Source organism: Methylobacterium crusticola, assembly GCF_003574465.1.
GTDB classification, from domain to species: Bacteria; Pseudomonadota; Alphaproteobacteria; order Rhizobiales; family Beijerinckiaceae; genus Methylobacterium; species Methylobacterium crusticola.
The window spans coordinates 23,561-46,372 of sequence record NZ_QOWC01000039.1 but is presented as its reverse complement, the minus strand read 5'-3'; the positions used below and the strand labels follow the sequence as shown (position 1 = coordinate 46,372).

Genomic DNA, 22,812 nt, shown 5'->3' with positions numbered 1-22,812 from the left:
TATGGCTTAGGTAACTGTCCACACGGGCTAGGGGTGGGTAAAATCCACCCCTGTCCATGCCTATATATGGGACATCCGTTGGACACGATGGCTGCGATCTCAACCTAAGTCACTGAGATCGCTGGCGCTCCCAAGGGGACTCGAACCCCTGTTTTCGCCGTGAGAGGGCGACGTCCTAGACCGCTAGACGATGGGAGCTTGCCCGGCGGATGGCGGGGGGTATAGCGACGGGGCCGGATGGGCACAAGCCTGAATCGCGGCGGTCGCGGCGGATTTTCCGGAGAGGTGAAGCGGGTGGCGGGCGAGGGTGGGCTGCGGGAGGCGGTGATCCCGGCGGGCGAGGGGACGGACCGGCTCGACCGGGCGTTGGCGCGGCTCTGGCCGGACCTGTCGCGCAGCCGGTTGCAGGCCCTCATCCGGGAGGGGTGCGTGCGCCTGGACGACGCGGCGGCGGCTGATCCCAGCGTCAGGGTCGCGCCCGGGCAGCGCGTCGCGGTCGCCGTGCCGGCCCCGCGCCCGGCCGAGCCCGCGGGGGAGGCGCGCGCGCTCGCCATCGTGCACGAGGACGACGACCTCGTCGTGGTCGACAAGCCGGCCGGGCTCGTCGTGCATCCCGGGCCCGGCAACGAGACCGGGACCCTGGTGAACGCGCTCGTGGCGCATTGCGGCGAAAGCCTCTCGGGCATCGGCGGCGTGGCCCGGCCCGGCATCGTCCACCGCCTCGACAAGGACACGAGCGGCCTCCTCGTGGTGGCCAAGACGGACCTCGCGCATCAGGGCCTCTCGGCGCAGTTCGCCGATCACGGGCGCTCCGGCCCCCTCGAGCGGGCCTACCTGGCGCTGGTCTGGGGCGTGCCGGAGCCGCGGGCCGGGACCATCGCGGCGGCGCTCGCGCGCTCGGAGCGCAACCGCGAGAAGATCGCCGTGGTGCGCGAGGGCCGGGGCCGCCACGCCATCACCCACTACCGGACGGAGGCGGTGCTCGGGAGCGGGGAGCCGGTCGGGCTGGTGCGGTGCCGGCTCGAGACCGGGCGCACGCACCAGATCCGCGTGCACCTCGCCCATCGCGGCCACCCCCTGCTCGGGGACGCGGTCTACGGCGGCGCGTTCCGGACCAAGGCCCACCGCCTCGACGCGGCCGCGCGGGCGGCACTCGACGCGCTGGGCAGGCAGGCGCTGCACGCAAGCCTGCTCGGCTTTGCCCACCCGAGAACGGGGGAGACCCTGCGCTTCGAGAGCCCGCCGCCCCCCGACCTCGCCCGGCTGATCGCGGCGCTCGGGCCCGCCCCGGCCGCCGGATCGCCCGCGACACGACGGCTCGTGGCCGAGTGACACGGGCCGGGGCGAACGGTTACGCACGCACCAAATCGCCGTTCGCGCGTTACCGGCGACATGCGTCGCTACCCGGCCGTGCCGTTCTCTGCTAAGGTGGCGGATCGAACGGCCGGCCCGCGGGGAGGCCATTCGCGCTCGCCCGGACAGGGGAGCTTCTAGGAGGTTGGAATGGCTGCTGCACTTCCCGTGCTCGCCAACGAAGGGGGTCTGTCCCGCTATCTCGACGAGATCCGCCGGTTCCCGATGCTGGAGCCGACGGAGGAGTACATGCTCGCCAAGAGCTGGCGCGAGCATGGCGACCGGGATGCGGCCCACAAGCTCGTCACCTCCCACCTGCGGCTCGTGGCCAAGATCGCCATGGGCTATCGCGGCTACGGCCTGCCGATCGGCGAGGTGGTGTCGGAGGGCAACGTCGGCCTGATGCAGGCCGTGAAGCGCTTCGACCCCGACAAGGGCTTCCGCCTCGCCACCTACGCGATGTGGTGGATCAAGGCGGCAATTCAAGAATACATCCTGCGGTCGTGGTCCCTGGTGAAGATGGGCACGACGGCGAACCAGAAGAAGCTGTTCTTCAACCTGCGCAAGGCCAAGGGCCGGATCTCGGCCCTCGACGAGGGCGACCTGCGCCCCGACCAGGTCAAGCAGATCGCCACGCGGCTCGGCGTGCCCGAGCAGGACGTGATCGAGATGAACCGCCGCCTCGGCGGCGACGCCTCGCTCAACGCGCCCTTGCGCGAGGAGGGCGAGGGCGAGTGGCAGGACTGGCTCGTCGACGACAGCCCGACCCAGGAGACGGTGCTGGCGCGCGAGCAGGAGGGGCAGAACCGCCTCGCCGCCCTCAAGGACGCCCTGGGCGTGCTCAACCCGCGCGAGCGCCGCATCTTCGAGGCGCGCCGGCTCGCCGACGATCCCATCACCCTCGAGGATCTCTCGAGCGAGTTCGGCGTCTCCCGCGAGCGGGTGCGCCAGATCGAGGTGCGCGCCTTCGAGAAGGTTCAGGACGCCGTCAAGCGCAACCTCGCCACCCGCGAGGCGCCCAAGGCCGGGGTCCCGGCCTGAGAGCGTCTCCGACCGCCCTCACGGCTGTCCCGACCTGAAGGCGCCGGGCCCCGCCCTCACAGCTATCCCCCGGCCTGAGGGCGGCCGCGGCTGGCCCTCACGGCTGCCACTGCTCGAAGGCCTCGCGCAGCACCTTCTCGCCGGCGCTGCCCTTCTCGAACGTGAGGATCGCGCGGCCTCCCGCGGCGTAGCGGATCGGCAGGTCGATCCAGTTGCGCTTCAGGATCAGGTCGGTGTTGCGGTCGATGTCGGACTTCAGGTTCGAGAGCCCGATCAGGAAGAGGTTGTCGCGCACCGGAACGGGCAGGCCGGAGACGGGCGAGCCGCGGCTCGATTCGTCGTCCTTGAACTGGATCAGGCCGACGTCCCGCACCGTCCGGTTGGGGTCCGTGGTGACGAAGGCGAGCTCCACGATGTGCGAGGCCGGCAGCGTGGCGTCGGTGTTGCGCCGCAGGACCAGGTTGAGGGTCAGCCCGGCCTCCGGCGCCTCCACGGCGGCCCGCACCACGGTCTGGAGCGGCTGGCCCTGCCCGGCATTGACGGCGTCGAGCCGCCACACCACCCGCCCCTGCGTCGCCTTCGGGGCGTTGTTCGGCCCGCCGCCCTCCTCGTAGAGCGTGGCGCGCTGGGCGACCGCGATATCGGGGGTCGGCGCGCCGCGCCCCGACGCGGCCGGGGTGGAGGACGCCGGCGCGGGCGGCGCGCGCTCGCCGCCGACCCGGTCGGCGAACTTCGAATCCTGGCTCTCGGCGGGCCGGTTCGGGCCGGTCTCGGCGAGGCTGCCCGGCAGGGCGGCCGGGTTGTCGCGCAGGGACCAGGCCGCGACCGCGATCGCCCCGACGACCGCGGCCAGCACCGCCGCCACGATGCCGTTGCGCAGGAGGCGGGAGCGGTCGCGCTTCGGCTTCACCACGTCGATGCGCGGGCGCCGGGGCGCCGCGACGCCGTCCTCGGCCGGCTCTCCCTCGGCCTCGCCGGGCTCGGGCATCGCCTTGGGGCGCGGGGCGACCGGGACCTTGAGCTCGACCGGCGGCCCGGGCTCGGGCAGCCCGTCCGCCGGATGCGCCTCGGGCAGGGGCTCGGGGCCGGGGGGCGGCTCGGGCGGCCGGAACGACCGCTCCGGCAACTCCGCGAACGCCGCCGCCCTGTGGGCGAGTCCGCCCAGGGCGGGTCCGCCCAGGGCGGGTTCGGCATGGACGGGCTCGGCACTGTCGGGCTCGGCGTACGCCGCCTCCGGCGCGTCGCCGCGGCGGGCGGGCGCGAGGGCTTCCGCCTCGACCCGGACCGGCTCGGAGGGCGAGGGCTCGAACCGGGCCGGTTCCATGACGGCCGCCCCGGCCGGCTCGGCCCCGGTCGGCTCGGCCCCGGTCGGCTCGGCCCCGGCCGGGGCCGGGAGCACGCCCCCGTGCTCGGCCTCGAGGCGGCCGATCGCGTCGTCGAGCGAGACGCGCTCCGCCTCGATGTCGGCCTCGGACAGGGGCGGGTCGAGGGAGCGGAGCTGTCCGATCAGCGCCGCGCGGGCGCGCTCGTAGACCGTGTGCCGCATCTCGGGCGACGGGTCGGGCAGCGCGTCGAGCGCGCGGGCGAGCAGGGGATAGTAATCGGCCATGATCCGCGCCTGCCATGTCGCGCCCAGCGTCGCGCGTCAAGCTTCGCCGACCAGTTAATCCCGCGGCGCCCGACTTGCGACCGGGTTCGGGGACGGGCCTCAATCCTCGAAAGGGTTATGCACCAGGATCGTATCGTCGCGCTCCGGCGAGGTCGAGAGCAGCGCCACCGGGGCACCGATCAGCTCCTCGATCCGGCGCACGTACTTGATCGCCTGGGCCGGCAGCTCCGCCCAGGAGCGGCCGCCCGCCGTGGTCTCGCTCCAGCCCTCGATGGTCTCGTAGACCGGCTCCACCCGGGCCTGGGCAGCCTGGCTCGCCGGCAGGTGGTCGATCTCGCGGCCGTCGAGGCGGTAGCCGGTGCAGATCCTGATCGACGCGAACCCGTCGAGGATGTCGAGCTTCGTCAGCGCGATGCCGTCGATGCCGGAGGTCCGCACGGTCTGGCGCACCAGGGCGGCGTCGAACCAGCCGCAGCGGCGCTTGCGCCCGGTGACGACGCCGAACTCGCGGCCGCGCTCGCCGATCCGCTCGCCGACGGCGTCGGTCAGCTCGGTCGGGAACGGGCCCTCGCCGACCCGCGTGGTGTAGGCCTTGACGATGCCCAGGACGTAGCCGATCGCCGAGGGGCCGAGGCCCGAGCCCGTCGCCGCCTGGGCCGCCACGATGTTGGACGAGGTCACGTACGGGTAGGTGCCGTGGTCGACGTCGAGGAGCGCGCCCTGGGCGCCCTCGAACAGGATGCGCTTGCCGGCGCGGCGGGCCTCGTCGAGGAGCGACCAGACCGTGTCGGCGAAGGGCAGGATCTTGGGGGCGATGGCCAGGAGCTCGGCCTTCAGGGCGTCGGCGTCGATCTCCTCGATCCCGAGCCCGCGGCGGAGCGCATTGTGGTGGGCGAGGAGCCGCGCGATCTTGGCGGCCAGCATGTCGGCGTCGGCGAGGTCCACGACCCGGATCGCCCGGCGGCCGACCTTGTCCTCGTAGGCCGGCCCGATGCCCCGCTTGGTGGTGCCGATCTTCAGGACCGCGTTCGAGGTCTCGCGGAAGTGGTCGAGCTCCCGGTGCAGGGGCAGGATCAGGGTGGCGTTGTCGGCGACCCGCAGGTTCTCCGGCGTGATCGCCACGCCCTGCTGGCCGAGGCGGGCGATCTCGTCGACGAGGTGCCAGGGATCGACCACGACGCCGTTCCCGATCACCGACAGGGTGCCGCCCCGCACCACCCCGGAGGGCAGCAGGGACAGCTTGTAGGTGGTGCCGTCGATCACGAGGGTGTGGCCGGCATTGTGCCCGCCCTGGAACCGGACCACGACGTCGGCCTGCTCGGAGAGCCAGTCGACGATCTTGCCCTTGCCCTCGTCGCCCCACTGGGCGCCCACGATGACGACGTTCGTCATTCGGTCCAACCTGTCACTGGTTCCATCGCGCACGAAAAGCCCCGGCGCGCGGGCGCGGGGTTCTGCTGCGTGACGGCGATGCCGCGGGTGCGGTCTTGGGCGATCCGGGGCGGGAAAGCAAGCAAGGCCCCGGGCGCCGCCCGGGCCGCCCCGGGGTGCCCGCGGGGCGCTACTTGGCCTCGGTCCCGGGCGCCTGGCCCGGAAGCTGGCCGGGCCTGATCACCGGCGTCGTGTTCGGGCTCGGCTCGGGCGGGCGCACAGCCATGTCGGGGGCGCCCGTCGCGGGCGGCGCGATCACGCCGTCCGACTTCTGGAGGCGGTCGCTCAGGGTCGAGCCCGTCGTGTCGGAGCGGTCGGCATTCGAGGTCGCGTCGCCCGGCCGGACCTTCTCGGGGATGGTCTGGTTCAGGGGCGGCAGGTTCGGGTCGCGGTCGCGCCCCTTGAGGGGCACGTCGGGCGATTGGGCGAGGGCGGCGGTGCTGAGGAGCCCCGCCAGCGCCAGCATTCCGCCGCGCATCAGCTTGGACATCGTTGTCTCCCAGGAGGGTTCCCTGGGGAAACCGGCCCGGGCCCGGTCCGGTTCCGGCCGCGCTTGGGGGCGGCCGGTCCGAGGTTCCGCCGCGGCGGCGGGCAGATCAGCCCGCCGCGGCGGCCATCTCCAGGTAGAGCCCGCGCAGGCGCCGCGTCATCGGCCCGGGCTGGCCGCCGCCGACCCGGGACCCGTCGATCTCGATCACCGGCATCACGAACGCGGAGGCGCTGGTGAAGAACGCCTCGGCCGCGCCGAGCGCCTCCTCCACCGTGAAGGCCCGCTCCTCGACCGTGAGGCCGTGCTCCTCGGCGAGCCGCATCACGGCCCGCCGGGTGATCCCGGGCAGGAGCGCCGTCGAGAGGGGGCGGGTGACGACGCGCCCGTCCTGCGTGATGATGAAGGCCGTCGAGGAGCCGCCCTCGGTCACGAGGCCGTCCTCGTGCATCCAGGCCTCGGCGACGCCGGCGGCGGCGGCCTGCTGCTTGGCCAGCACCTGCGCCAGCAGCGCCACCGACTTGATGTCGCGCCGCTTCCAGCGCAGGTCCTCGACCGTGATGACCTTGGCGCCGCGCTCCGCCAGGGGGTTCGCCGCCACGGTCTTGGCCTGCGTGAACATCACCACGGTGGGCGGCGTGCCCTCGGGCGGGAAGGCGAAGTCGCGCTCGGCCACCCCGCGCGTGACCTCCATGTAGACGAGGCCCTCGGCGAGGCCGTTGCGGGCGACGAGTTCCTCCTCCAGCCGCGTCCACTCGGCCGCGTCGTAGGGATTGCGGATCCCGATCTCGCCGAGCGAGCGGTCGAGCCGCGCGAGGTGCGCGGCATTGTCGACGAGCCGGCCGCCCAGGACCGCGCTGACCTCGTAGATCCCGTCGGCGAACAGGAACCCGCGGTCCATGATCGGGATCGTGGCCTCCTCGAACGGGACGAAGCGGCCGTTGACGTAGACGATGCGGGACATGCGGTGTTCCTCTCCGGGGCGTCGCCGGGGCCGGCCCTTCAAGCACCAGGCGGCGCGGGCCCGCAAGGGCGGATCGCGCGGCGGGGTTGCAGGAATCGTGCGCGGGACGCCGCGCGCGGCGGTTGCGCGCCCGGCGCCCCGCGCCCTATCGTCCGCCCGCTCACCTCGAGGACCTCTCCATGCGGCTCACCTGCGACGCGAAGGGCGTCTTTCCCATCGCCCCGACCCCGTTCCACCCGGACGGCCGCATCGACGAGGCCTCGGTCGACCGGATGACCGACTTCTACGGCAGCATCGGCGCCACCGGCCTGACGGTGCTCGGCATCATGGGCGAGGCGCCCAAGCTCGACGGCGCCGAGGCGGTGGCGGTGGCGGCCCGGGTGATCCGGCGCACGGCCCTCCCGGTGATCATCGGCGTCTCGGCCCCGGGCTTCGCCGCCATGGCGTCGCTGACCCGGGCGGTGATGGATGCGGGCGCGGCCGCCGTGATGATCGCGCCGCCGCCCAGCCTGAGGACGGACGACCAGATCGTCGCGTACTACGCCCAGGCCGCCGAGGTGATCGGGCCCGACGTGCCCTTCGTGATCCAGGACTACCCGCTGACCCTGAGCGTCGTGATGACGCCGGGCGTGATCCGGCGGATCGTCGCCGACAACCCGTCCTGCGTCATGCTCAAGCACGAGGACTGGCCGGGCCTGGAGAAGATCTCGGCCCTGCGCGGCTTCCAGCGCGACGGCTCCCTGCGGCCGATCTCGATCCTGTGCGGCAACGGCGGCCTCTTCCTCGACTTCGAGTGCGAGCGCGGCGCCGACGGCGCCAACACCGGCTACGCCTTCCCGGAGATGCTGGTCGACGTGGTGCGGCTCGCGGTGGCCGGCGAGCGCGAGCAGGCCCACGACATCTTCGACGCCCACCTGCCGCTGCTGCGCTACGAGCAGCAGCCCGGGATCGGCCTCGCGGTGCGCAAGTACGTGCTCATGCGCCGGGGCATCCTGGCCTCGGACGCCCAGCGCAAGCCCGCCGCGGGCCTCTCGGCGGCCGCGCGGGCGGAGGTCGACTTCCTCCTCGCGCGCCTCGCCCGCCACGACCCGCGCGCGCGGCTCTAGGACGCGCCCCCGCCGAGGCGGACACCGGCCGCGGCGCCGGGGGGGCGCCGCTCACCCGCCCGCGCCGAAAACCCGGCGGAAGATCGTGTCGACGTGCTTGTGGTGGTAGCCGAGGTCGAAGCACTCCGCGATCGCCGCGGGCGGGAGCGCGGCGGTGACCTCGGGGTCGGCCTGGAGCAGGGCCAGGAACTCGCCCTCGCCGCGCCAGACCGGCATCGCGTTGCGCTGCACCAGCCGGTAGGCGTCCTCGCGGGAGATGCCGGCCTGGGTGAGGGCCAGCAGCACCCGCTGCGAGTGGACGAGGCCGCCGAGGCGGTCGAGGTTGCGCTGCATCTGCTCGGGGTAGACGAGCAGCTTGTCGACGACGCCCGTGAGGCGCGCCAGGGCGAAGTCCAGCGTGATGGTGGCGTCCGGCCCGATCATGCGCTCGACCGAGGAGTGCGAGATGTCGCGCTCGTGCCAGAGCGCCACGTTCTCCATCGCCGGCAGCGCGTAGGAGCGCACCATGCGGGCGAGCCCGGTGAGGTTCTCGGTGAGCACGGGGTTGCGCTTGTGGGGCATGGCGGAGGAGCCCTTCTGCCCCTCGGAGAAGTACTCCTCGGCCTCCAGGACCTCGGTGCGCTGGAGGTGGCGCACCTCGGTCGCGAGGCGCTCGATGGACGAGGCGACGACGCCGAGCGTCGCGAAGAACATGGCGTGCCGGTCGCGCGGGATCACCTGCGTCGAGACGGGCTCGGCCGCGAGCCCCATCTTCTCCGCCACGTACGCCTCGACCCGGGGGTCGATGTTGGCGAAGGTGCCGACGGCGCCCGAGATGGCGCAGGTGGCGATCTCGGCCCGGGCGGCGACGAGGCGGGCGCGGGCGCGGGCGAACTCGGCGTAGGCCTGCGCCAGCTTGAGCCCGAACGTCACCGGCTCGGCGTGGATGCCGTGCGAGCGGCCGATGGTGGGGGTGAGCTTGTGCTCGAAGGCCCGCCGCTTGAGGGCGGCGAGGAGCGCGTCGACGTCGGCGATCAGGAGGTCGCTCGCCCGGGCGAGCTGCACCGCGAGGCAGGTGTCGAGGACGTCCGACGAGGTCATGCCCTGGTGCACGAAGCGCGCCTCGGGCCCGACGATCTCCGCGAGGTGGGTCAGGAACGCGATCACGTCGTGCTTCGTGACCCGCTCGATCTCGTCGATGCGGGCGACGTCGAACACGGCCTCCCGGCCCTTCGCCCAGATCGTCTCCGCGGCCTCCCTGGGGACGACGCCGAGCTCCGCCAGGGCCGTGGTGGCGTGCGCCTCGATCTCGAACCAGATGCGGAAGCGCGTCTCGGGCGACCAGATCGCCGTCATCTCGGGCCGGCTGTAGCGGGGGACCATCGGGGGCTCCTGGACTTTCCGGCGTTCGCGCAACCGCTTGGAAAGACGGGTGGAACGGTGCACGGCCGGGGGACGGGGCGGTGCCCGATGGCTATTGGAAGGGCGCCCCGATGGCAAGGACGCGGCCCGCCGGCCCCCCGCCGCCGCGGGCGGCCCGGACCCTGGCGCGAGACCGGCCGGTCTGCTACCAGGCGAAGCTGGAGTATTCCAGGAACGACAGAGCCCGGGATCGTGCCGCCACCGCGCATGGATGCGCCGCTCGCCGCGGACCGGCACGGAGCCGAGATCTCGGCCGGGCGCGCCCTGCGCCTCGTCGTTGCGGCGACCCTGGTCCTGCCCGTCCCGGTGTTCGCCACCGCCTCGGCCCTGTCCTGCCGCTGGCGCGAGGCGCGGGGCCGCCTCGCGCGCGACGGGGTGCGCGAGCACGCGATCGAGGTCTCCGAGACGCACCACCTCGTCGCCCGGCAGGGCAACCCGATGCTCGTCGGCCTCGACGACGGGCAGATCCGCGCCCGCGACGCCCTGCCGGAGGAGGGCGGCCGGCTGACGATCGAGACCGCCGGCGCCGTCCTCGACGATTCTCGCGCCGGCCCCCAGCGCGACGGGGAGGCGGGGGAACACGTCCTGGTGGCCGTGACCGACCATGGCGCCGGCATGGCGCGGGAGCTGATGCGGCGGGCCTTCGAGCCGTTCGTCACCACCAGGGACCAGGGCAAGGCCACCGCGCTCGGGGCTCGCGCAGGTCTACGGCTTCATCAGACCGTCGGGCGGCCACGCGAAGCCTTGCTCGGAGATCGCCAGCGGCACGACGGTGAGGCTCCACCTGCCGGACGGGACCGGCCCCGGGCACCGGCGCGCCGCGCCCGAGCCGACGGTGCCGCTCCTCGCCGTCACGAGCACGACGGTGCTGGTGGTCGCGGACGAGGCGGGCGCGCGCCCGCTCACCGGCGAGGCGCTTCAGGAGGTCGGCTACCGGGTCGTCGCCGCGGACGGAGCCGCCGCGGCCCTGGCGCTGCTCTCGGCCCATCCGGAGATCGCGCTCCTGCTGAACGACTCGGTGAGACCGGAGGCGAGCGGCCGCAAGCTCGCCGACGCGGCGCTCCGGCGGCGACCTGACCTGAAGGGAGTGTTCATGACCGGCTCCGCGCGCAACGCCGTGCTCGACCCCGGCACGCTCGACCCCGGCACGCTCGACCCCGGCACGCTCGACCCCGGCACGCACCTCATCACGAGGCCCTCCACCCTGGCGCAGATCGCCCTCGCGGTGCGGACCGTCATGACCGAGAGCCGGGACGCGGGCGCGGGGCGGGATCCGGCATGAGCCGGCTCGCGCTCCTGGTGGCCGGGGCCTTCTTCATGGAGTTCCTCGACGCCACCATCATCGTCACCGCCCTGCCGACAATGGCGCCCGACCTCGGTGCGCGTGCCGTCGATCTGCACGCCGGCATCACCGCCTACCTGCTCACGGTCGCGATCTTCATCCTGCCGAGCGGGTGGATGGCCGAGCGCTACGGCCCGCGGCGCGTCTTCACCGGGGCGGTGCTGCTGTTCACGGGCGCCTCCGTGCTGTGCGGGCTCGCCGGCTCAGCCCCGGCCTTCGTGGCCGCGCGGGCGCTCCAGGGGGTCGGCGGGGCCATGATGGTCCCGGTCGGCCGCCTCGTCGTCCTGCGCACGACGGCCAAGCCCGACCTCCTGCGGGCCATCGCGCTCCTGACCTGGCCGGCGCTCACCGCCCCGCTGATCGGCCCGCCGCTCGGCGGCTTCATGGCCGAGCACTTGTCGTGGCGCCTGATCTTCTTCGTCAACCTGCCGGTCGGGCTCGCCGGCGCCGCCCTGGCGCTGCGCCTCGTCCCGGCGAGCGCCGGCGCCGGGGAGGCGGGCCCGCAAGGCGCGTTCGACTGGCGCGGCTTCCTCCTGGCAGCGGCGGCCAGCGGGTTCGGCCTCTACGCCCTCGACCTCGTGGGCGAGGCCGGGCGGAGCGTCCGCGAGGCGCTGCCGCCGGGCCTCGTCGCGCTCGCCTGCGGGGCGCTCCTCGCCCGCCACCTGCGCCGCCACCCGCGGCCGATCTTGGACCGCGCCCCCCTGGCGGTCGACACCTTCCGGGCCGCCTTCCTGGGCGGGACCGCGATCCGGGTGCTGATCAGCGCCGTGCCGTTCCTGCTGCCGCTGATGTTCCAGCTCGGCCTCGGCCTCGACGCCTTCCACGCCGGTCTCCTGGTGCTGGCGCTGTTTGCCGGCAACATCGGCATCAAGCCGCTCACCACGCCGATCCTGCGGCGGCTCGGCTTCCGGACGGTGCTGGGGGCGAACGGCGCCTTTCAGGCCGCCACGATGCTCGGCTGCGCCCTGGTCGGCCCGGCGACGCCGATGCCCGCCATCGTGGCGCTGCTCGTGGTCTCGGGCGCCTCGCGCTCGCTGCAATTCACGGCGCTCAACTCGCTCGCCTTCGCGGACGTGCCCGCGCGCAGCATGGCGACGGCCAACACCCTGTTCAGCATCGCGTTCCAGGCGAGCCTCGGCCTCGGCGTCGCCCTCGGCGCCCTGTTGCTGCGCACCGGCAGCCTCGCGCGCGGCACGGCCGACGCGCCGGTGCTGGAGGATTTCCACCTCGCCTTCGCGGCCCTCGCCGCCCTCACGCTCGCGGCGGCCCTCAACCACCTGCGCCTCGCCGCCGCGGCCGGGCAGGCCGTGTCGGGACGCCCCCGGACCGGGTCCTGAGGGCCTCCCCGGCCGCCCCGGATCGAGGGTCCCGGGCGCCGCCGCCCGGGGGCGGTCCCTCACTCCACCCGGGCCCAGCCCTGCGGCAGCAGCCGCTCCTGGGGGGCGAACTTCGCCTTGTAGTCCATCTTGCGCGAGCCCTCGACCCAGTAGCCGAGGTAGAGGTAGGGCAGGCCGAGGCTCCGCGCGCGCTCGATGTGGTCGAGGATCATGTGGGTGCCCAGCGACCGGTCGGCCTCGGCGGGGTCGTAGAACGAGTAGACCATCGAGAGCCCGTCCGAGAGCACGTCGGTGAGGCAGACGGCCAGGGGCGCGCCGATCCCGCGGCCATTGATGGCGGTGTCGGGGCCGCGCCGGCGGTAGACCACGAGGTGGGTCTCGACGTGGCTGTCCTCGACCATCATGGCGTAGTCGAGCACCGTCATGTCGACCATGCCGCCGTCGCCGTGGCGGGCGTCGAGGTAGCGGCGGAACAGGGCGTACTGCTCGGAGGCGGGGCGGTTCGGCTGGGGCTGGCCGACGAGGTCGCGGTTGCGCCGCAGGACCCGGCGCTGGCTGTCGCTCGGCCGGAAGTCGCCCACCACCACGCGGACGGAGACGCAGGCCCGGCAGGTCTCGCAGGCGGGCCGGTAGGCGATGGTCTGGGAACGGCGGAAGCCGCCCTGGGTCAGGATCTCGTTGAGATCCCGCGCCCGGCGGCCGACGAGGTGGGTGAACACCTTCCGCTCCTGCTGCCCCGGCAGGTAGGGGCAGGCCGAGGGCGCGGTGAGGTAGAACTGGGGTGCGTCGCGCGGGTGGCTGGTCACGCTTCGAATCGCTCGCAGGCCGCGGCTGTCACAGGCACCGCTTGGGAATAAGATAGCATCTGCGCCCGGCGTCTCAACCGTGAGAGTTTGACGCCGGGGTGAAATCCCCGCGGGGATATCCCTGACGGCGCCCCCGACCGCCCGGGCGGCGCGTCATGCCGCCCGCACCACGCCGAGGCCGATCAGGAGGTCGTGGCCCATGCGCCGGTCGGCGCGCAGGATGCCCAGGCCGACATCGACGAGCCAGAGCAGGAAGGTCGAGAGCGCGACGTAGAACAGGAGGGCGTGGACCGCCGCGGTGATCCAGTCGACCGGGCCGCCATCCGCCCGCACCGCCCGCAGGCCCAGCATCCGCATGCCGAGCGTGCTCTGCCGGGCGCCGCCGACCGTGATGGCGCTGTACAGGATGCCGCTCGCCGGCAGGATCGCGTAGAGGGCCCACCCGAACCCGAACGTGACGACGCCGAGGAGCGCGATGGCGATCCAGAGCACGCAGGTGAAGCCGAAGATGAACACGATGTCGAGCAGGTAGGCGAAGAAGCGCCGGCTCAGCGAGCCGTACTCGACGCGCACCGGCGGCGGCGCCTGCCAGCCCAGCGGCGGGACATCCTGCCGCCAGCCGTCGCCCGGCCCGGGGCCGCCCTGCCAAGAATTGCCCTGCCAAGAATCGCCCTGCGACGAATTCGCCATGGTCCCGCTCCGCCTCGCATCGGCTCTCGCCTAAGGTGGGCCCGGCCGGTGCGGCGCTCAAGGGCGGCCGTCAACTTCCCGTGACGGCGGTGCCGTGGGGGCCGATGCGGCGCGGGTTCAGGCCCTCGTCCGACAGCCGCGCGAGGATCTCGCCGGTGTGGTGGGGGCCGCGGGTCTCGATGGTGACGTCGATGGACACGCTCTTGGCCGGCACGTCGAGGTGGAGGCGGCCGTGGGAGACCTCCAGGATGTTGGCGCCGAGCTCGCCGAGGCGCCCGGCGACGCGGCCGAGCACGCCGGGCCGGTCGCTCGCCGTCATCCGGAAGGAGACGATGCGGTCCTCCCGCTCGAGCTCCCGCACCATCACGGAGGCGAGCAGCCGGGCGTCGATGTTGCCGCCGCAGAGCACGAGCCCGACGGTGCGGCGCGCGAACAGCTCCGGCCGGGCCAGCAGGGCGGCGAGGCCGGCGGCGCCCGCGCCCTCGGCCAGGCTGCGCTGGAGGGTGGCGTAGTCGTGGACCGCCCGCTCGATCTGGGGCTCGTCGACCAGCACGATCTCCGCCACCCGGTCGCGGATGATCGGCAGGGTGAGCTGGCCCACGGCCTTGACGGCGATGCCCTCGGCGAGGGTCGGGCCGCCGATGGGCCGGGCGCCGCCGTCGATGGCGTTGAGGAACGAGGGGTAGAGCGCCGCCTCGACGCCGTAGAGCGCGACGTCGGGACGGTGGCTCGCCGCGACCGCGATGCCGGCCATGAGCCCGCCGCCGCCGATCGGGACCACCAGGCAGTCGAGGTCCGGGGCATCCTCCAGCATCTCGCGGGCGATCGTGCCCTGGCCCGCCATCACGGCGGGGTCGTCGTAGGGATGGACCAGGACCAGGCCCCGGCTCTCGACGAGCGCCCGGGCCCGGGCCGCCGCCTCCACCAGCGTCTCGCCCTCGAGCACCACGGTGGCGCCGTGCGCGCGGGTGTTCTCCACCTTCACGAGCGGCGTCGTCGCCGGCATCACGATGGTGGCCGGGATGCCCATGCGGCGCGCGTGGTAGGCCACCGCCTGGGCGTGGTTGCCCGCCGACATCGCCACCACGCCGCGCCGGCGCTCGTCGGGATCGAGGGCGCTCAGGCGGTTGACGGCGCCGCGCTCCTTGAAGGCGCCGGTGGCCTGCATGTTCTCGTGCTTCACGAGCACGCGGGCGCCGGTGAGCTCCGAGAGGCGGGGCGCCGGGACGAGCGGCGTGCGCAGGACGTGGCCCCGGATGGTCCCGGCCGCCCGGGCGACGTCGTCCGGGGTGATGGCGTAGCGCTCGCTCAAACGGGTGCTCCCGGGCCTGCCGCTGCGCCAGTCTACGCGGTCCGGCGCGGGCCGTCGCGGCGAACCTCGCGGCACCGCGCCCAGGCCGCGGCGCCGGGCCGCGCCTCAGCCCGCGCCCGGCTCCGCCCGGGCGGCGTCGGGCGTGTCGAGGTAGTAGTGCTTGAGCAGGTAGAGGGCCGCGCCCCCGATCGCGCCGCGGTCGCTCGTCACCTCGGCGAGGTCGGCCCGGCCGAACTCCGAGAAGCGGCAGACCGCGAAGCGCGGCGTCGTTGCGCGCCCGTCGCGCTCCTGCGCGAAGTCGATGCGGACGCTGCGGGGCTGGGCGGCGGGCGCGGTGCGCAGCACCTGCACCCGCTCGCCGGCCGGGACGAGGGTCGGCAGCACCCGGCGGCAGGTCCGGGCCTGCTCCGGGTCGACGGCGGCCGCGCAGGCCGTGAGGGAGACGAGGCCGGCGAGGGCGAGGAGCCGGGGGTTCACCCCGCCCGCAGCCGCTCGGCCACCCGGGGCGCGAAGTAGGTGAACATCCCGTCGGCCCCGGCGCGCTTGAAGGCCATCAGGCTCTCCACCATCGCCCGCTCGCCGTCGAGCCAGCCGTTCTGCGCCGCCGCCGCGATCATCGCGTACTCGCCCGAGACCTGGTAGGCGAAGGTCGGCACCGCGAACGTGTCCTTCACCCGCCGGATCACGTCGAGGTAGGGCATGCCGGGCTTCACCATCACCGAATCGGCGCCCTCGTCGAGGTCGAGGGCGACCTCCCGCAGGGCCTCGTCGGTGTTGCCCGGGTCCATCTGGTAGGTGCGCTTGTCGCCCACCAGCGTGGCGCTGGTGCCGATCGCGTCCCGGAAGGGGCCGTAGAAGGCGCTGGCGTACTTCGCCGCGTAGGCCATGATCTGCACGTCGCGAAAGCCCGCCCCGTCGAGGCCGGCCCGGATGGCGCCGACGCGGCCGTCCATCATGTCGGAGGGGGCGATCACGTCGGTGCCGGCCTCGGCCTGGATCAGGCTCTGCTCGACGAGGAGCGCCACCGTCTCGTCGTTGACGATCACGCCGTCGTCGAGGAGCCCGTCGTGGCCGTGGCTGGTGTAGGGGTCGAGGGCGACGTCCGTGATGATCCCGATCTGCGGCACCGCCGCCTTCACGGCCCGCACCGCCCGGCAGACCAGGTTGCCGCGGTTGAGCGCCTCCGACCCGGTGGCGTCGCGCAGGGACGGGTCGACGTAGGGGAAGAACGAGATCGCCGGGATCGCCAGGGTGGCGGCCCGCTCGGCCGCCCGCACCGCCTCGTCCACCGAGAGCCGGTCGACCCCCGGCATCGAGGCCACCGGCTCGCGCCGGCCCTCGCCCTCGATCAGGAAGATCGGCCAGATCAGGTCGTCCACCGTCAGGGTGGTCTCGCGCACGAGGCGGCGCGACCACTCGGCCTTGCGGTTGCGGCGCGGGCGCTGCGTCAGCCCGAGGGCCGTCGCGGCCGCGTCGGTGCGCGCGCTCTCGCGGGCCAGGGGGCGGGGAATGGGCTGGATCTGCGGCATCGGACCGGGCCTCGTGCAGCCGCCCCGGGCGGGGCCGCTCCCTTCATTCGACGACTTCCAGGGTGGAGGTAGCACAACCCGGCGGAGGCCTGAACCCATTGCGGCCGCGCGTCCCCGCATGGCAGGGAGGCACGGCGGGGCGAGGCCCGGGCGAGGTCGGGGGCAGGCGAAGGCGGGCAGGCGCAGGCAGCGAGGGCTCGCGGCGCCGGCCGGCCCGCCCCCGCCGGGCCCGCCCACCGGTCGTGACGACCGGCGGCGTTGACGCCTCCGGCCGCGGACGGTTAACCGCCCTCGGGCGGGCTTGCGGGCCGCAATTCTCATAGAGGCCGCATCACAGGCTCCCGCCGGACCGCGCGACGCTCCGCCGGAGGATGCTCAGGAGAACCGCATGACGGGCGTGGGCGAGGACGAGGTCTTGTGCGAGCGGCGGGGCGAGGCGGGCCTCCTCACGCTGAACCGGCCGAAGGCGCTGAACGCCCTCACCCTCGGCATGGTGGACCGGATGCACGCCGCGCTCTCGGACTGGGCCGACGATCCCGCGGTCACCCGGGTGGTGGTGCGCGGGGCGGGGGGCCGCGCGTTCTGCGCCGGCGGCGACATCCGCCGCATCCACGACGACGGCCGGGCCGGGCGCTGGCCCGAGGTCGACGCGTTCTGGCGCCGGGAATACGCCCTCGACGCCCTGGTGCACCGCTACGGCAAGCCGTACGTCTCCCTCATCGACGGGATCGTCATGGGCGGCGGCGTCGGCATCTCGCTGCACGGCGCCTACCGGGTCGCCGCGGAGCGCTACAGCTTCGCCATGCCGGAGGTCGCCATCGGCTTCTTTCCCGACGTCGGGGCGACCTACGCCCTGCCGCGCCTGCCCGGCGCGTTCGGCACCTACCTGGCGCTGACGGGCGAGCGGGTCGGGCAGGGGGACGCCCTCGCCTTCGGCCTCGCCACCCACGCGGCCCGGGCCGCGGATTTCGACGCCATCACGGAGGCGCTGGCGGCGGGCGGGCCGGTCGCGGACGTCCTCGCCCGCCACGCCGCCGCGCCGCCGCCGCCCGGCCCGGTCCACGCGGCCCGGGAGACGGTCGACGCCTGCTTCTCGGCCGACGGCGTCGCGGAGGTGCTCGCCCGGCTCGACGCCGCCGCCGGGCAGGGCTCGGCCTTCGCCGGGGCCGCCGCCGCGACCCTCCGCACCCGCTCCCCGACGAGCCTCGCGGTCGCCCTCGCGCAGATGCGGCGGGGCGCAGGGCTCTCGTTCCCGGAGGCGATGCTGACCGAGTACCGCATCGTCACCCGGATCATGCAGGGCCACGACTTCTTCGAAGGGGTGCGCGCCGTGATCATCGACAAGGACGGGCGGCCGCGCTGGCAGCCCGCCGCCATCGGCGCCGTGACCCCGGAGGCGGTGGCAGCCTACTTCGCGCCGCTGCCCGACGAGCCGGCCTTCGCCTGATGCGCTCCCTGAGCAAGGTCAAGGGCCCGGCGCGGCGGGCCCCTGGCGCCGAGGACGCGGGCGACCGCATCGAGCGCCGCGCGCCCGGACCCGAGACCCGCTGGGACGTGGTCCTGGTCTGGCTGATGCGGGTCGTCGCGGTGATCTGGATGGTCAAGGGCCTGAGCGCCTGGGCCGAGATCCTGGGCGCCCGGCCGGGCTCGGCGCCGTTCGAGGCGGCGCCGGTCGGCCGCCAGGCGGTGATCATCTATTTCGGGGTCATCAACCTGCTGGCGGCGGTGGGCCTCTGGCTCGCCACCGCCTGGGGCGGCGTGGTCTGGCTGCTCGCCGCCACCTCGGCCGTCGTGCTGGCGCTGCTGACGCCGCAACTCCTGCCGATGACTCTGCCGAACCTCGCATTCGACGGGATGATCATCGTCCTGTACTTCGCCGTATCCTGGCTCGCGGCCCGGGAAGTACGCTGACGGGAGGTGCTCCGAGCGGCCGGCCGGCCGGCTTCATCTTCAATTTACCGACAGAGGTAAATCGAGAATTTATCCTGTCGTTTAAACTCACATTCACGGGGTCCGCCTAATTTGAACCCATAAGCGGAGCGGGAGAGACCGCCGAGCAACCCCGGACAGCGAGGCGTTCCCATGAAGACCCAGGCGATGAAGGTGGCTCAGCAGGCCGGCGCTCCCGAGGCCGAGCCGACGGTCCGTCCCCACTACCTCGAAGCCCTCCACCTCGTCGAGCGCCTGCACCGCCGCCTGCTCGACGTGATCAAGGACGAGTTCGAGCGCCGCGGCCGCGAGGACGTCAACAGCGTACAGGCGCTCCTGCTCTACAACATCGGCGACAAGGAACTGACCGCGAGCGAATTGCGCACCCGCGGCTACTACCTCGGCTCGAACGTCTCGTACAACGTCAAGAAGCTCGTCGAGACGGGCTACCTCCACCACGCCCGCTCGAAGACCGACCGGCGCTCGGTCCGCATCAGCCTGACCGACAAGGGCCGCGAGGTGCACGAGATCGTGCGCGGGCTCTACGACAAGCACGCCAAGACCATCCAGCCGATCGGCGGCATCTCGGAGGACGATTTCGGCCGCCTCAACCAGGCGCTCGCCCGCCTGGAGCGGTTCTGGACCGACCAGATCCGCTACCGCCTCTGAGCGGGCCGGACCCGCTCGGCCCCGGCGCCGGACCCGCTCGGCCCGGGCGCCGAGCCTGCGAGGGGCCCCGGCGCCGGGCCTCCGAGGAGGCCCGCCGCGGCCCCTCAGAGGCCCGCCGCCCGGGCCGCGGCGTCCGCCTTGGCGTTGGCGGCATCCTCGGCCGCGTCGGCCGCCGCGTCGGCCTCGCTCAGCCGGAAGCTGCGGGCGCGGGCCTCGCAGCGCGCCCGCAGGGAATCGAGCTCCTCCTCGGTCAGGTTCTCGATGCCGATATAGGCGTTCTGGGCCGCGCTCGCCCGGATCAACTCGTCGAGCTTGGCCTGGATCGCCGCCCCGTCGCGGTTCTGGGTGTTCTGGATCAGGAAGACCATCAGGAACGTCACGATCGTGGTGCCGGTGTTGATGATCAGCTGCCAGGTGTCGGAGTAGTGGAAGAGCGGGCCGCTCACCGCCCAGGCCGCGATCACCACGAGGCTCACCGCGAACGTGACCGGCTTGCCGGCGGCGCGCGCCACGCCCGCGGCGAAATCCGAGAAAGTGCGGGCTCCTGCCATCCACGATGCTCCCCGTCCGCGACCCGCGGCCGCCGCGCCCGACACCGCGCCCGGTTGATGCAGCGCAACCACACGGCGCCGCCCGCGCCGGGCGATAACGAATCGGTTCGCGGCGCGGACGGTTCCCCTCTTGACGGCGCGCACGGCGGGGCGCAGTGACGGTCCGCCCGCGGCGCCGGTTTTTTCGCGCCGCAGCATACCCGGACAGCCCCTCCCCATGCCGAGCGACAGTCACAGTCGACCGCGAGTGCCGTCCTCGGCTTGAGGTCCTGCGCGCTGCGCCCCCGCGCGGCTCACCGCGACCGGCCGACGACGGCGGGTCGACAGGAAGGTGAGCCATGAACGAGAGCGTGAACCTCGACGCGCCCGTCGAGCCGGCGGCCCTGGCCGCCCACCTCGCCGAGGAGAGCGCGCCCGACATCGTCGAGGCCCTGAACCGGGAGGCCCCGGAGGTCGCCGCCGCGATCCTGCTCGGCCTGCCGCACGACCGGGCCGTCGAGGTGCTGGACCAGCCGGAGCTCGACTGCGCCCCCGACATCATCGAGATGCTGCCGCGCGACCGCGTCGCCTCCTACCTCACGGGCATGTCGGCCGACCGGGTCACCGACGTGTTCAAGGAGATCGAGGAGCCGGGCCGCTCGGACCTGCGCGACCGCCTCGACGCCGAGACGCGGGGCGCCGTCGACCGCCTCATCGCCTACCCGGAGGAGAGCGTCGGCTCGATCATGACGACCGAGTTCGTCTCGGTGCCGACGACCTGGACGGTGCGGCGCACCCTCGACCACATCCGCCAGGTCGAGCGCACCCGCGAGACCGTCTACTCGATCTTCGTGCTCGATCCCCGGACCCGGGCCCTCGCCAAGGCGGTGCCCCTGCGCCGGCTGATCTCCGGCAACCCGGACGACAACATCCTGTCGGTGGCGCCCAACCGCCGCCCGGTGGTGGTCTCGGCGCATGCGAGCCGCGACGAGGCCGCGCGCCTGATCTCGAAGTACGACCTCCTGGCGATCCCGGTGGTGGACGAGTCGAACCACGTCGTCGGCATCGTCACGGTCGACGACGTCATCGACGCGATGATCCAGAAGCAGACCGAGGACGTGCAGCGCTTCGGCGGCATGGAGGCGCTCGACGAGCCCTACATGGCGATCGACTTCCTGACCATGATCCGCAAGCGGGCGGGCTGGCTCTGCGTGCTGTTCCTGTCGGAGATGCTCACCGCGAGCGCCATGCAGGGCTTCGAGGGCGAGCTCGAGAAGGCCATCGTCCTGACCCTGTTCATCCCCCTGATCATGAGCTCGGGGGGCAATTCGGGCTCGCAGGCGACCTCCCTGCTGATCCGGGCGCTGGCCCTGCACCAGGTGCGCCTGGGGGATTGGTGGCGGGTGGCGCTGCGGGAGATCCCGGCCGGGCTGACCCTCGGGGCGATCCTCGGCACCATCGGCGTGGTGCGGATCGTCGTCTGGCAGAAGCTCGGCTTCTACGATTACGGCGAGCACTGGTTCCTCGTCGCCGCGACGGTCGGGACGGCGCTCGTCGGCATCGTGCTGTTCGGCTCGCTCACCGGCTCGATGCTGCCCTTCATCCTCCAGCGCGTCGGCTTCGACCCCGCCACCGCCTCCGCCCCGTTCGTCGCGACCCTCGTCGACGTGTCGGGGCTCGTGATCTACTTCTCGGTGGCGCTGCTGATCCTCAGGGGAACGCTGCTCTAGGAACAGTCCGACGACGAGGGCGCCCGGACGAGGACCCGGCGCACCGCGGGCGGGGGAAGGCCCGGATCCGGCGCTCCCCGACTCAGCGCTCCTCGATCGTGAGCTTCTGGAATCCCTTGGCGGCGAGCTTCGGCCGCTTGGCGCTGAGGATGCGGGAGTTCACGCCCGTCCAGCCGATCTCGCCCGAGAGGCGGCCGTACTCGATCTTCGGGCAGCGGTTCATCACCACCGTGATGCCGCGCGCCTCCGCCCGGGCGGCGGCCGCGTCGTTGCGCACGCCGAGCTGCATCCAGATCACCCGCGGCAGGGGATCGAGGGCCAGGGCCTCGTCCACCAGCGGGCCCGCGGCCTCGGAGTTGCGGAAGATCTCCACCATGTCGACCGGGTGGGGCAGGTCGGCGAGGCGCGCCATCACCGGGCGGCCCAGGAGCTCGGTCCCGGCGAGGCCCGGATTGACGGGCGTCACCGCGTAGCCGCGCTCCAGGAGGTACTTCGTGACGATCCAGCTCGGCCGGGCCGGGTTGGCGGAGGCTCCCACGAGGGCGATGGTGCGGACCGACCGCATGAGGGCGCGGATGGCCTCGTCGGCGTAGCGGTCGTGGCGTGCGGGGTCGAAGGCATCGGTCATCGCGCATTCCTAGCCGCGGCGGCGCGGCGGCGCACTACCCTCAGCCGGACTTCCGGTCGAGGAACGCCGCGATCCCGTCCTCGGCCGAGCGGGCCAGCATGTTCTCGGTCATGACCCGGCCCGCATGGGCGTAGGCCTCCGCCAGGGGCATCTCGAGCTGCTCGTAGAAGGCGCGCTTGCCGACCCGCACCGTGGAGGCGCTGCGGGCCGCGATGCCGGCGGCGAGCGCCTGCGCGGCCGCGACGGCGGTGCCCGCCCCCACCACCCGGTTGACGAGGCCGAGGGCCCGCGCCTCCTCGGCCCCGACGAGTTCGGCGGTGAGGAGCATCGCCATAGCGGCCTTGCGCGACAGGTTGCGCGAGAGGGCCACCATCGGGGTCGAGCAGAAGAGGCCGATCTGCACGCCGGGCGTGGCGAAGCGCGCCTCCTCGCCGGCGACCGCGAGGTCGCAGGAGGCGACGAGCTGGCACCCGGCGGCGGTGGCCACGCCCTCCACCGCGGCGATCACCGGCTGGGGCAGGGCGGGGATCGCCATCATTACCGCCGAGCAGAGGTCGAACAGCTCCGCGAAGCGCGCCGCGCCCCGGTCCGCATCGGCCCGGTAGCCGGTCATCTCCTTGAGGTCGTGCCCGGCGCAGAAGGCCGGCCCCTCGGCGGCCAGCACCACGGCGCGGACGTCGCCCTCCTGCCGGGCGAGTTGCGCGAACTCCTCCCGCAGGGCCGTCAGGAGGCCGTGCGAGAGCGCGTTGCGGGCCCGCGGGCGGTTGAGCGTCACGGTCGCGACGCCGTCGCGGTCCTGCCGCAGGAGGAGGGGGGCGGTGTCGGGCATGGGGCGTGCTAGGCTCGCGGGACGGGTCTCCTATTGTCGGACGGCCGGGACCGTGCTGCAAGGCGGGCCCCTGTCCCGACGGTGCCGAT

22 protein-coding genes and 1 tRNA gene are annotated in these 22,812 nt (G+C 73.6%); 9 read left to right on the top strand and 14 right to left on the bottom strand.

Annotated features, from left to right (window positions below; genetic code table 11):
- Positions 1-122: 122 nt before the first annotated feature.
- Positions 123-198: transfer RNA gene (locus DT057_RS16910), tRNA-Glu, on the bottom strand.
- Between the two features lie 96 nt (positions 199-294).
- Here DT057_RS16910 and DT057_RS16905 point away from each other — a divergent pair.
- On the top strand, positions 295-1,332 hold the full coding sequence (locus tag DT057_RS16905; RefSeq protein ID WP_238313558.1) for an RluA family pseudouridine synthase: 1,038 nt from the start codon (positions 295-297) through the stop codon (positions 1,330-1,332).
- Positions 1,333-1,503: 171 nt separating this feature from the next.
- The gene (rpoH, locus tag DT057_RS16900) at positions 1,504-2,394 is read left to right on the top strand and encodes an RNA polymerase sigma factor RpoH (RefSeq protein ID WP_128563276.1); all 891 of its coding nucleotides are present in this window, start codon (positions 1,504-1,506) and stop codon (positions 2,392-2,394) included.
- Between the two features lie 97 nt (positions 2,395-2,491).
- On the opposite strand, the gene DT057_RS16895 is transcribed toward rpoH, so the two are convergent.
- The 4 genes from DT057_RS16895 to DT057_RS16880 all read right to left on the bottom strand — a co-directional run bounded on the left by DT057_RS16895 (position 2,492) and on the right by DT057_RS16880 (position 6,885).
- Positions 2,492-4,003 (bottom strand): histidine kinase, encoded by a 1,512-nt coding sequence (locus DT057_RS16895; protein ID WP_128563275.1) that lies wholly within the window; start codon positions 4,001-4,003, stop codon positions 2,492-2,494.
- Positions 4,004-4,102: 99 nt separating this feature from the next.
- Positions 4,103-5,395: an adenylosuccinate synthase gene (locus DT057_RS16890; protein ID WP_128563274.1), complete on the bottom strand. Its 1,293-nt coding sequence runs from the start codon at positions 5,393-5,395 to the stop codon at positions 4,103-4,105.
- Positions 5,396-5,564: 169 nt separating this feature from the next.
- Positions 5,565-5,924: a hypothetical protein gene (locus DT057_RS16885; RefSeq protein WP_128563273.1), complete on the bottom strand. Its 360-nt coding sequence runs from the start codon at positions 5,922-5,924 to the stop codon at positions 5,565-5,567.
- A 106-nt stretch (positions 5,925-6,030) separates the two neighbouring features.
- Entirely contained in the window at positions 6,031-6,885 is an 855-nt protein-coding gene (locus DT057_RS16880) for a D-amino-acid transaminase (RefSeq protein ID WP_128563272.1), read from the bottom strand.
- Positions 6,886-7,064: 179 nt separating this feature from the next.
- Here DT057_RS16880 and DT057_RS16875 point away from each other — a divergent pair, with 179 nt between their 5' ends.
- Positions 7,065-7,991: a dihydrodipicolinate synthase family protein gene (locus tag DT057_RS16875; protein ID WP_128563271.1), complete on the top strand. Its 927-nt coding sequence runs from the start codon at positions 7,065-7,067 to the stop codon at positions 7,989-7,991.
- A gap of 51 nt (positions 7,992-8,042) precedes the next feature.
- On the opposite strand, the gene purB is transcribed toward DT057_RS16875, so the two are convergent.
- On the bottom strand, positions 8,043-9,353 hold the full coding sequence (gene purB, locus DT057_RS16870) for an adenylosuccinate lyase (RefSeq protein WP_128563270.1): 1,311 nt from the start codon (positions 9,351-9,353) through the stop codon (positions 8,043-8,045).
- 811 nt (positions 9,354-10,164) lie between these two features.
- Here purB and DT057_RS16865 point away from each other — a divergent pair.
- Both DT057_RS16865 and DT057_RS16860 read left to right on the top strand, forming a co-directional pair.
- Entirely contained in the window at positions 10,165-10,674 is a 510-nt protein-coding gene (locus DT057_RS16865) for a response regulator (protein ID WP_162501428.1), read from the top strand.
- Positions 10,671-12,071 carry an MFS transporter gene (locus DT057_RS16860; protein WP_128563268.1) on the top strand — a complete coding sequence of 467 codons (1,401 nt, stop codon included), beginning with the start codon at positions 10,671-10,673 and terminating at the stop codon, positions 12,069-12,071. Before DT057_RS16865 ends, DT057_RS16860 begins: the two co-directional genes overlap by 4 nt.
- A 59-nt stretch (positions 12,072-12,130) precedes the next feature.
- Here the strand turns inward: DT057_RS16860 and DT057_RS16855 are convergent, their stop codons facing one another.
- The 5 genes from DT057_RS16855 to hemB all read right to left on the bottom strand — a co-directional run bounded on the left by DT057_RS16855 (position 12,131) and on the right by hemB (position 16,408).
- Positions 12,131-12,877 (bottom strand): arginyltransferase, encoded by a 747-nt coding sequence (locus DT057_RS16855; protein WP_128563267.1) that lies wholly within the window; start codon positions 12,875-12,877, stop codon positions 12,131-12,133.
- Between the two features lie 153 nt (positions 12,878-13,030).
- Positions 13,031-13,567, bottom strand: coding sequence for an RDD family protein (locus tag DT057_RS16850; RefSeq protein WP_128563266.1), 537 nt, complete (start codon positions 13,565-13,567; stop codon positions 13,031-13,033).
- A gap of 70 nt (positions 13,568-13,637) precedes the next feature.
- Positions 13,638-14,879, bottom strand: coding sequence for a threonine ammonia-lyase (locus tag DT057_RS16845; protein ID WP_128563265.1), 1,242 nt, complete (start codon positions 14,877-14,879; stop codon positions 13,638-13,640).
- Positions 14,880-14,984: 105 nt separating this feature from the next.
- Positions 14,985-15,356, bottom strand: coding sequence for a hypothetical protein (locus DT057_RS16840; protein ID WP_128563264.1), 372 nt, complete (start codon positions 15,354-15,356; stop codon positions 14,985-14,987).
- Positions 15,353-16,408 carry a porphobilinogen synthase gene (hemB, locus tag DT057_RS16835; RefSeq protein WP_128563263.1) on the bottom strand — a complete coding sequence of 352 codons (1,056 nt, stop codon included), beginning with the start codon at positions 16,406-16,408 and terminating at the stop codon, positions 15,353-15,355. The genes DT057_RS16840 and hemB overlap by 4 nt, the downstream gene beginning before the upstream one ends.
- A 388-nt stretch (positions 16,409-16,796) precedes the next feature.
- On the opposite strand from hemB, the gene DT057_RS16830 reads away from it, so the two are divergent.
- From DT057_RS16830 to ldtR, 3 genes are all read left to right on the top strand, one after another.
- The gene (locus DT057_RS16830) at positions 16,797-17,855 is read left to right on the top strand and encodes an enoyl-CoA hydratase/isomerase family protein (RefSeq protein ID WP_128563262.1); all 1,059 of its coding nucleotides are present in this window, start codon (positions 16,797-16,799) and stop codon (positions 17,853-17,855) included.
- On the top strand, positions 17,855-18,319 hold the full coding sequence (locus DT057_RS16825; protein ID WP_128563261.1) for a DUF6163 family protein: 465 nt from the start codon (positions 17,855-17,857) through the stop codon (positions 18,317-18,319). The genes DT057_RS16830 and DT057_RS16825 overlap by 1 nt, the downstream gene beginning before the upstream one ends.
- Positions 18,320-18,490: 171 nt before the next feature.
- Entirely contained in the window at positions 18,491-19,006 is a 516-nt protein-coding gene (gene ldtR / locus DT057_RS16820) for a transcriptional regulator LdtR (protein WP_128563260.1), read from the top strand.
- A gap of 104 nt (positions 19,007-19,110) precedes the next feature.
- Here ldtR and DT057_RS16815 read toward each other — a convergent pair whose 3' ends face one another.
- The gene (locus DT057_RS16815; protein WP_128563259.1) at positions 19,111-19,557 is read right to left on the bottom strand and encodes a low affinity iron permease family protein; all 447 of its coding nucleotides are present in this window, start codon (positions 19,555-19,557) and stop codon (positions 19,111-19,113) included.
- 338 nt (positions 19,558-19,895) lie between these two features.
- Here DT057_RS16815 and mgtE point away from each other — a divergent pair, with 338 nt between their 5' ends.
- Positions 19,896-21,266: a magnesium transporter gene (gene mgtE, locus DT057_RS16810; protein WP_128563258.1), complete on the top strand. Its 1,371-nt coding sequence runs from the start codon at positions 19,896-19,898 to the stop codon at positions 21,264-21,266.
- 82 nt (positions 21,267-21,348) lie between these two features.
- Here the strand turns inward: mgtE and DT057_RS16805 are convergent, their stop codons facing one another.
- Together DT057_RS16805 and DT057_RS16800 are read right to left on the bottom strand one after the other, a co-directional pair.
- On the bottom strand, positions 21,349-21,894 hold the full coding sequence (locus DT057_RS16805) for a CoA-binding protein (protein WP_128563257.1): 546 nt from the start codon (positions 21,892-21,894) through the stop codon (positions 21,349-21,351).
- A gap of 40 nt (positions 21,895-21,934) precedes the next feature.
- Positions 21,935-22,723, bottom strand: a complete 789-nt coding sequence (locus DT057_RS16800; protein WP_128563256.1) for an enoyl-CoA hydratase — start codon at positions 22,721-22,723, stop codon at positions 21,935-21,937.
- Between the last annotated feature and the right edge of the window lie 89 nt (positions 22,724-22,812).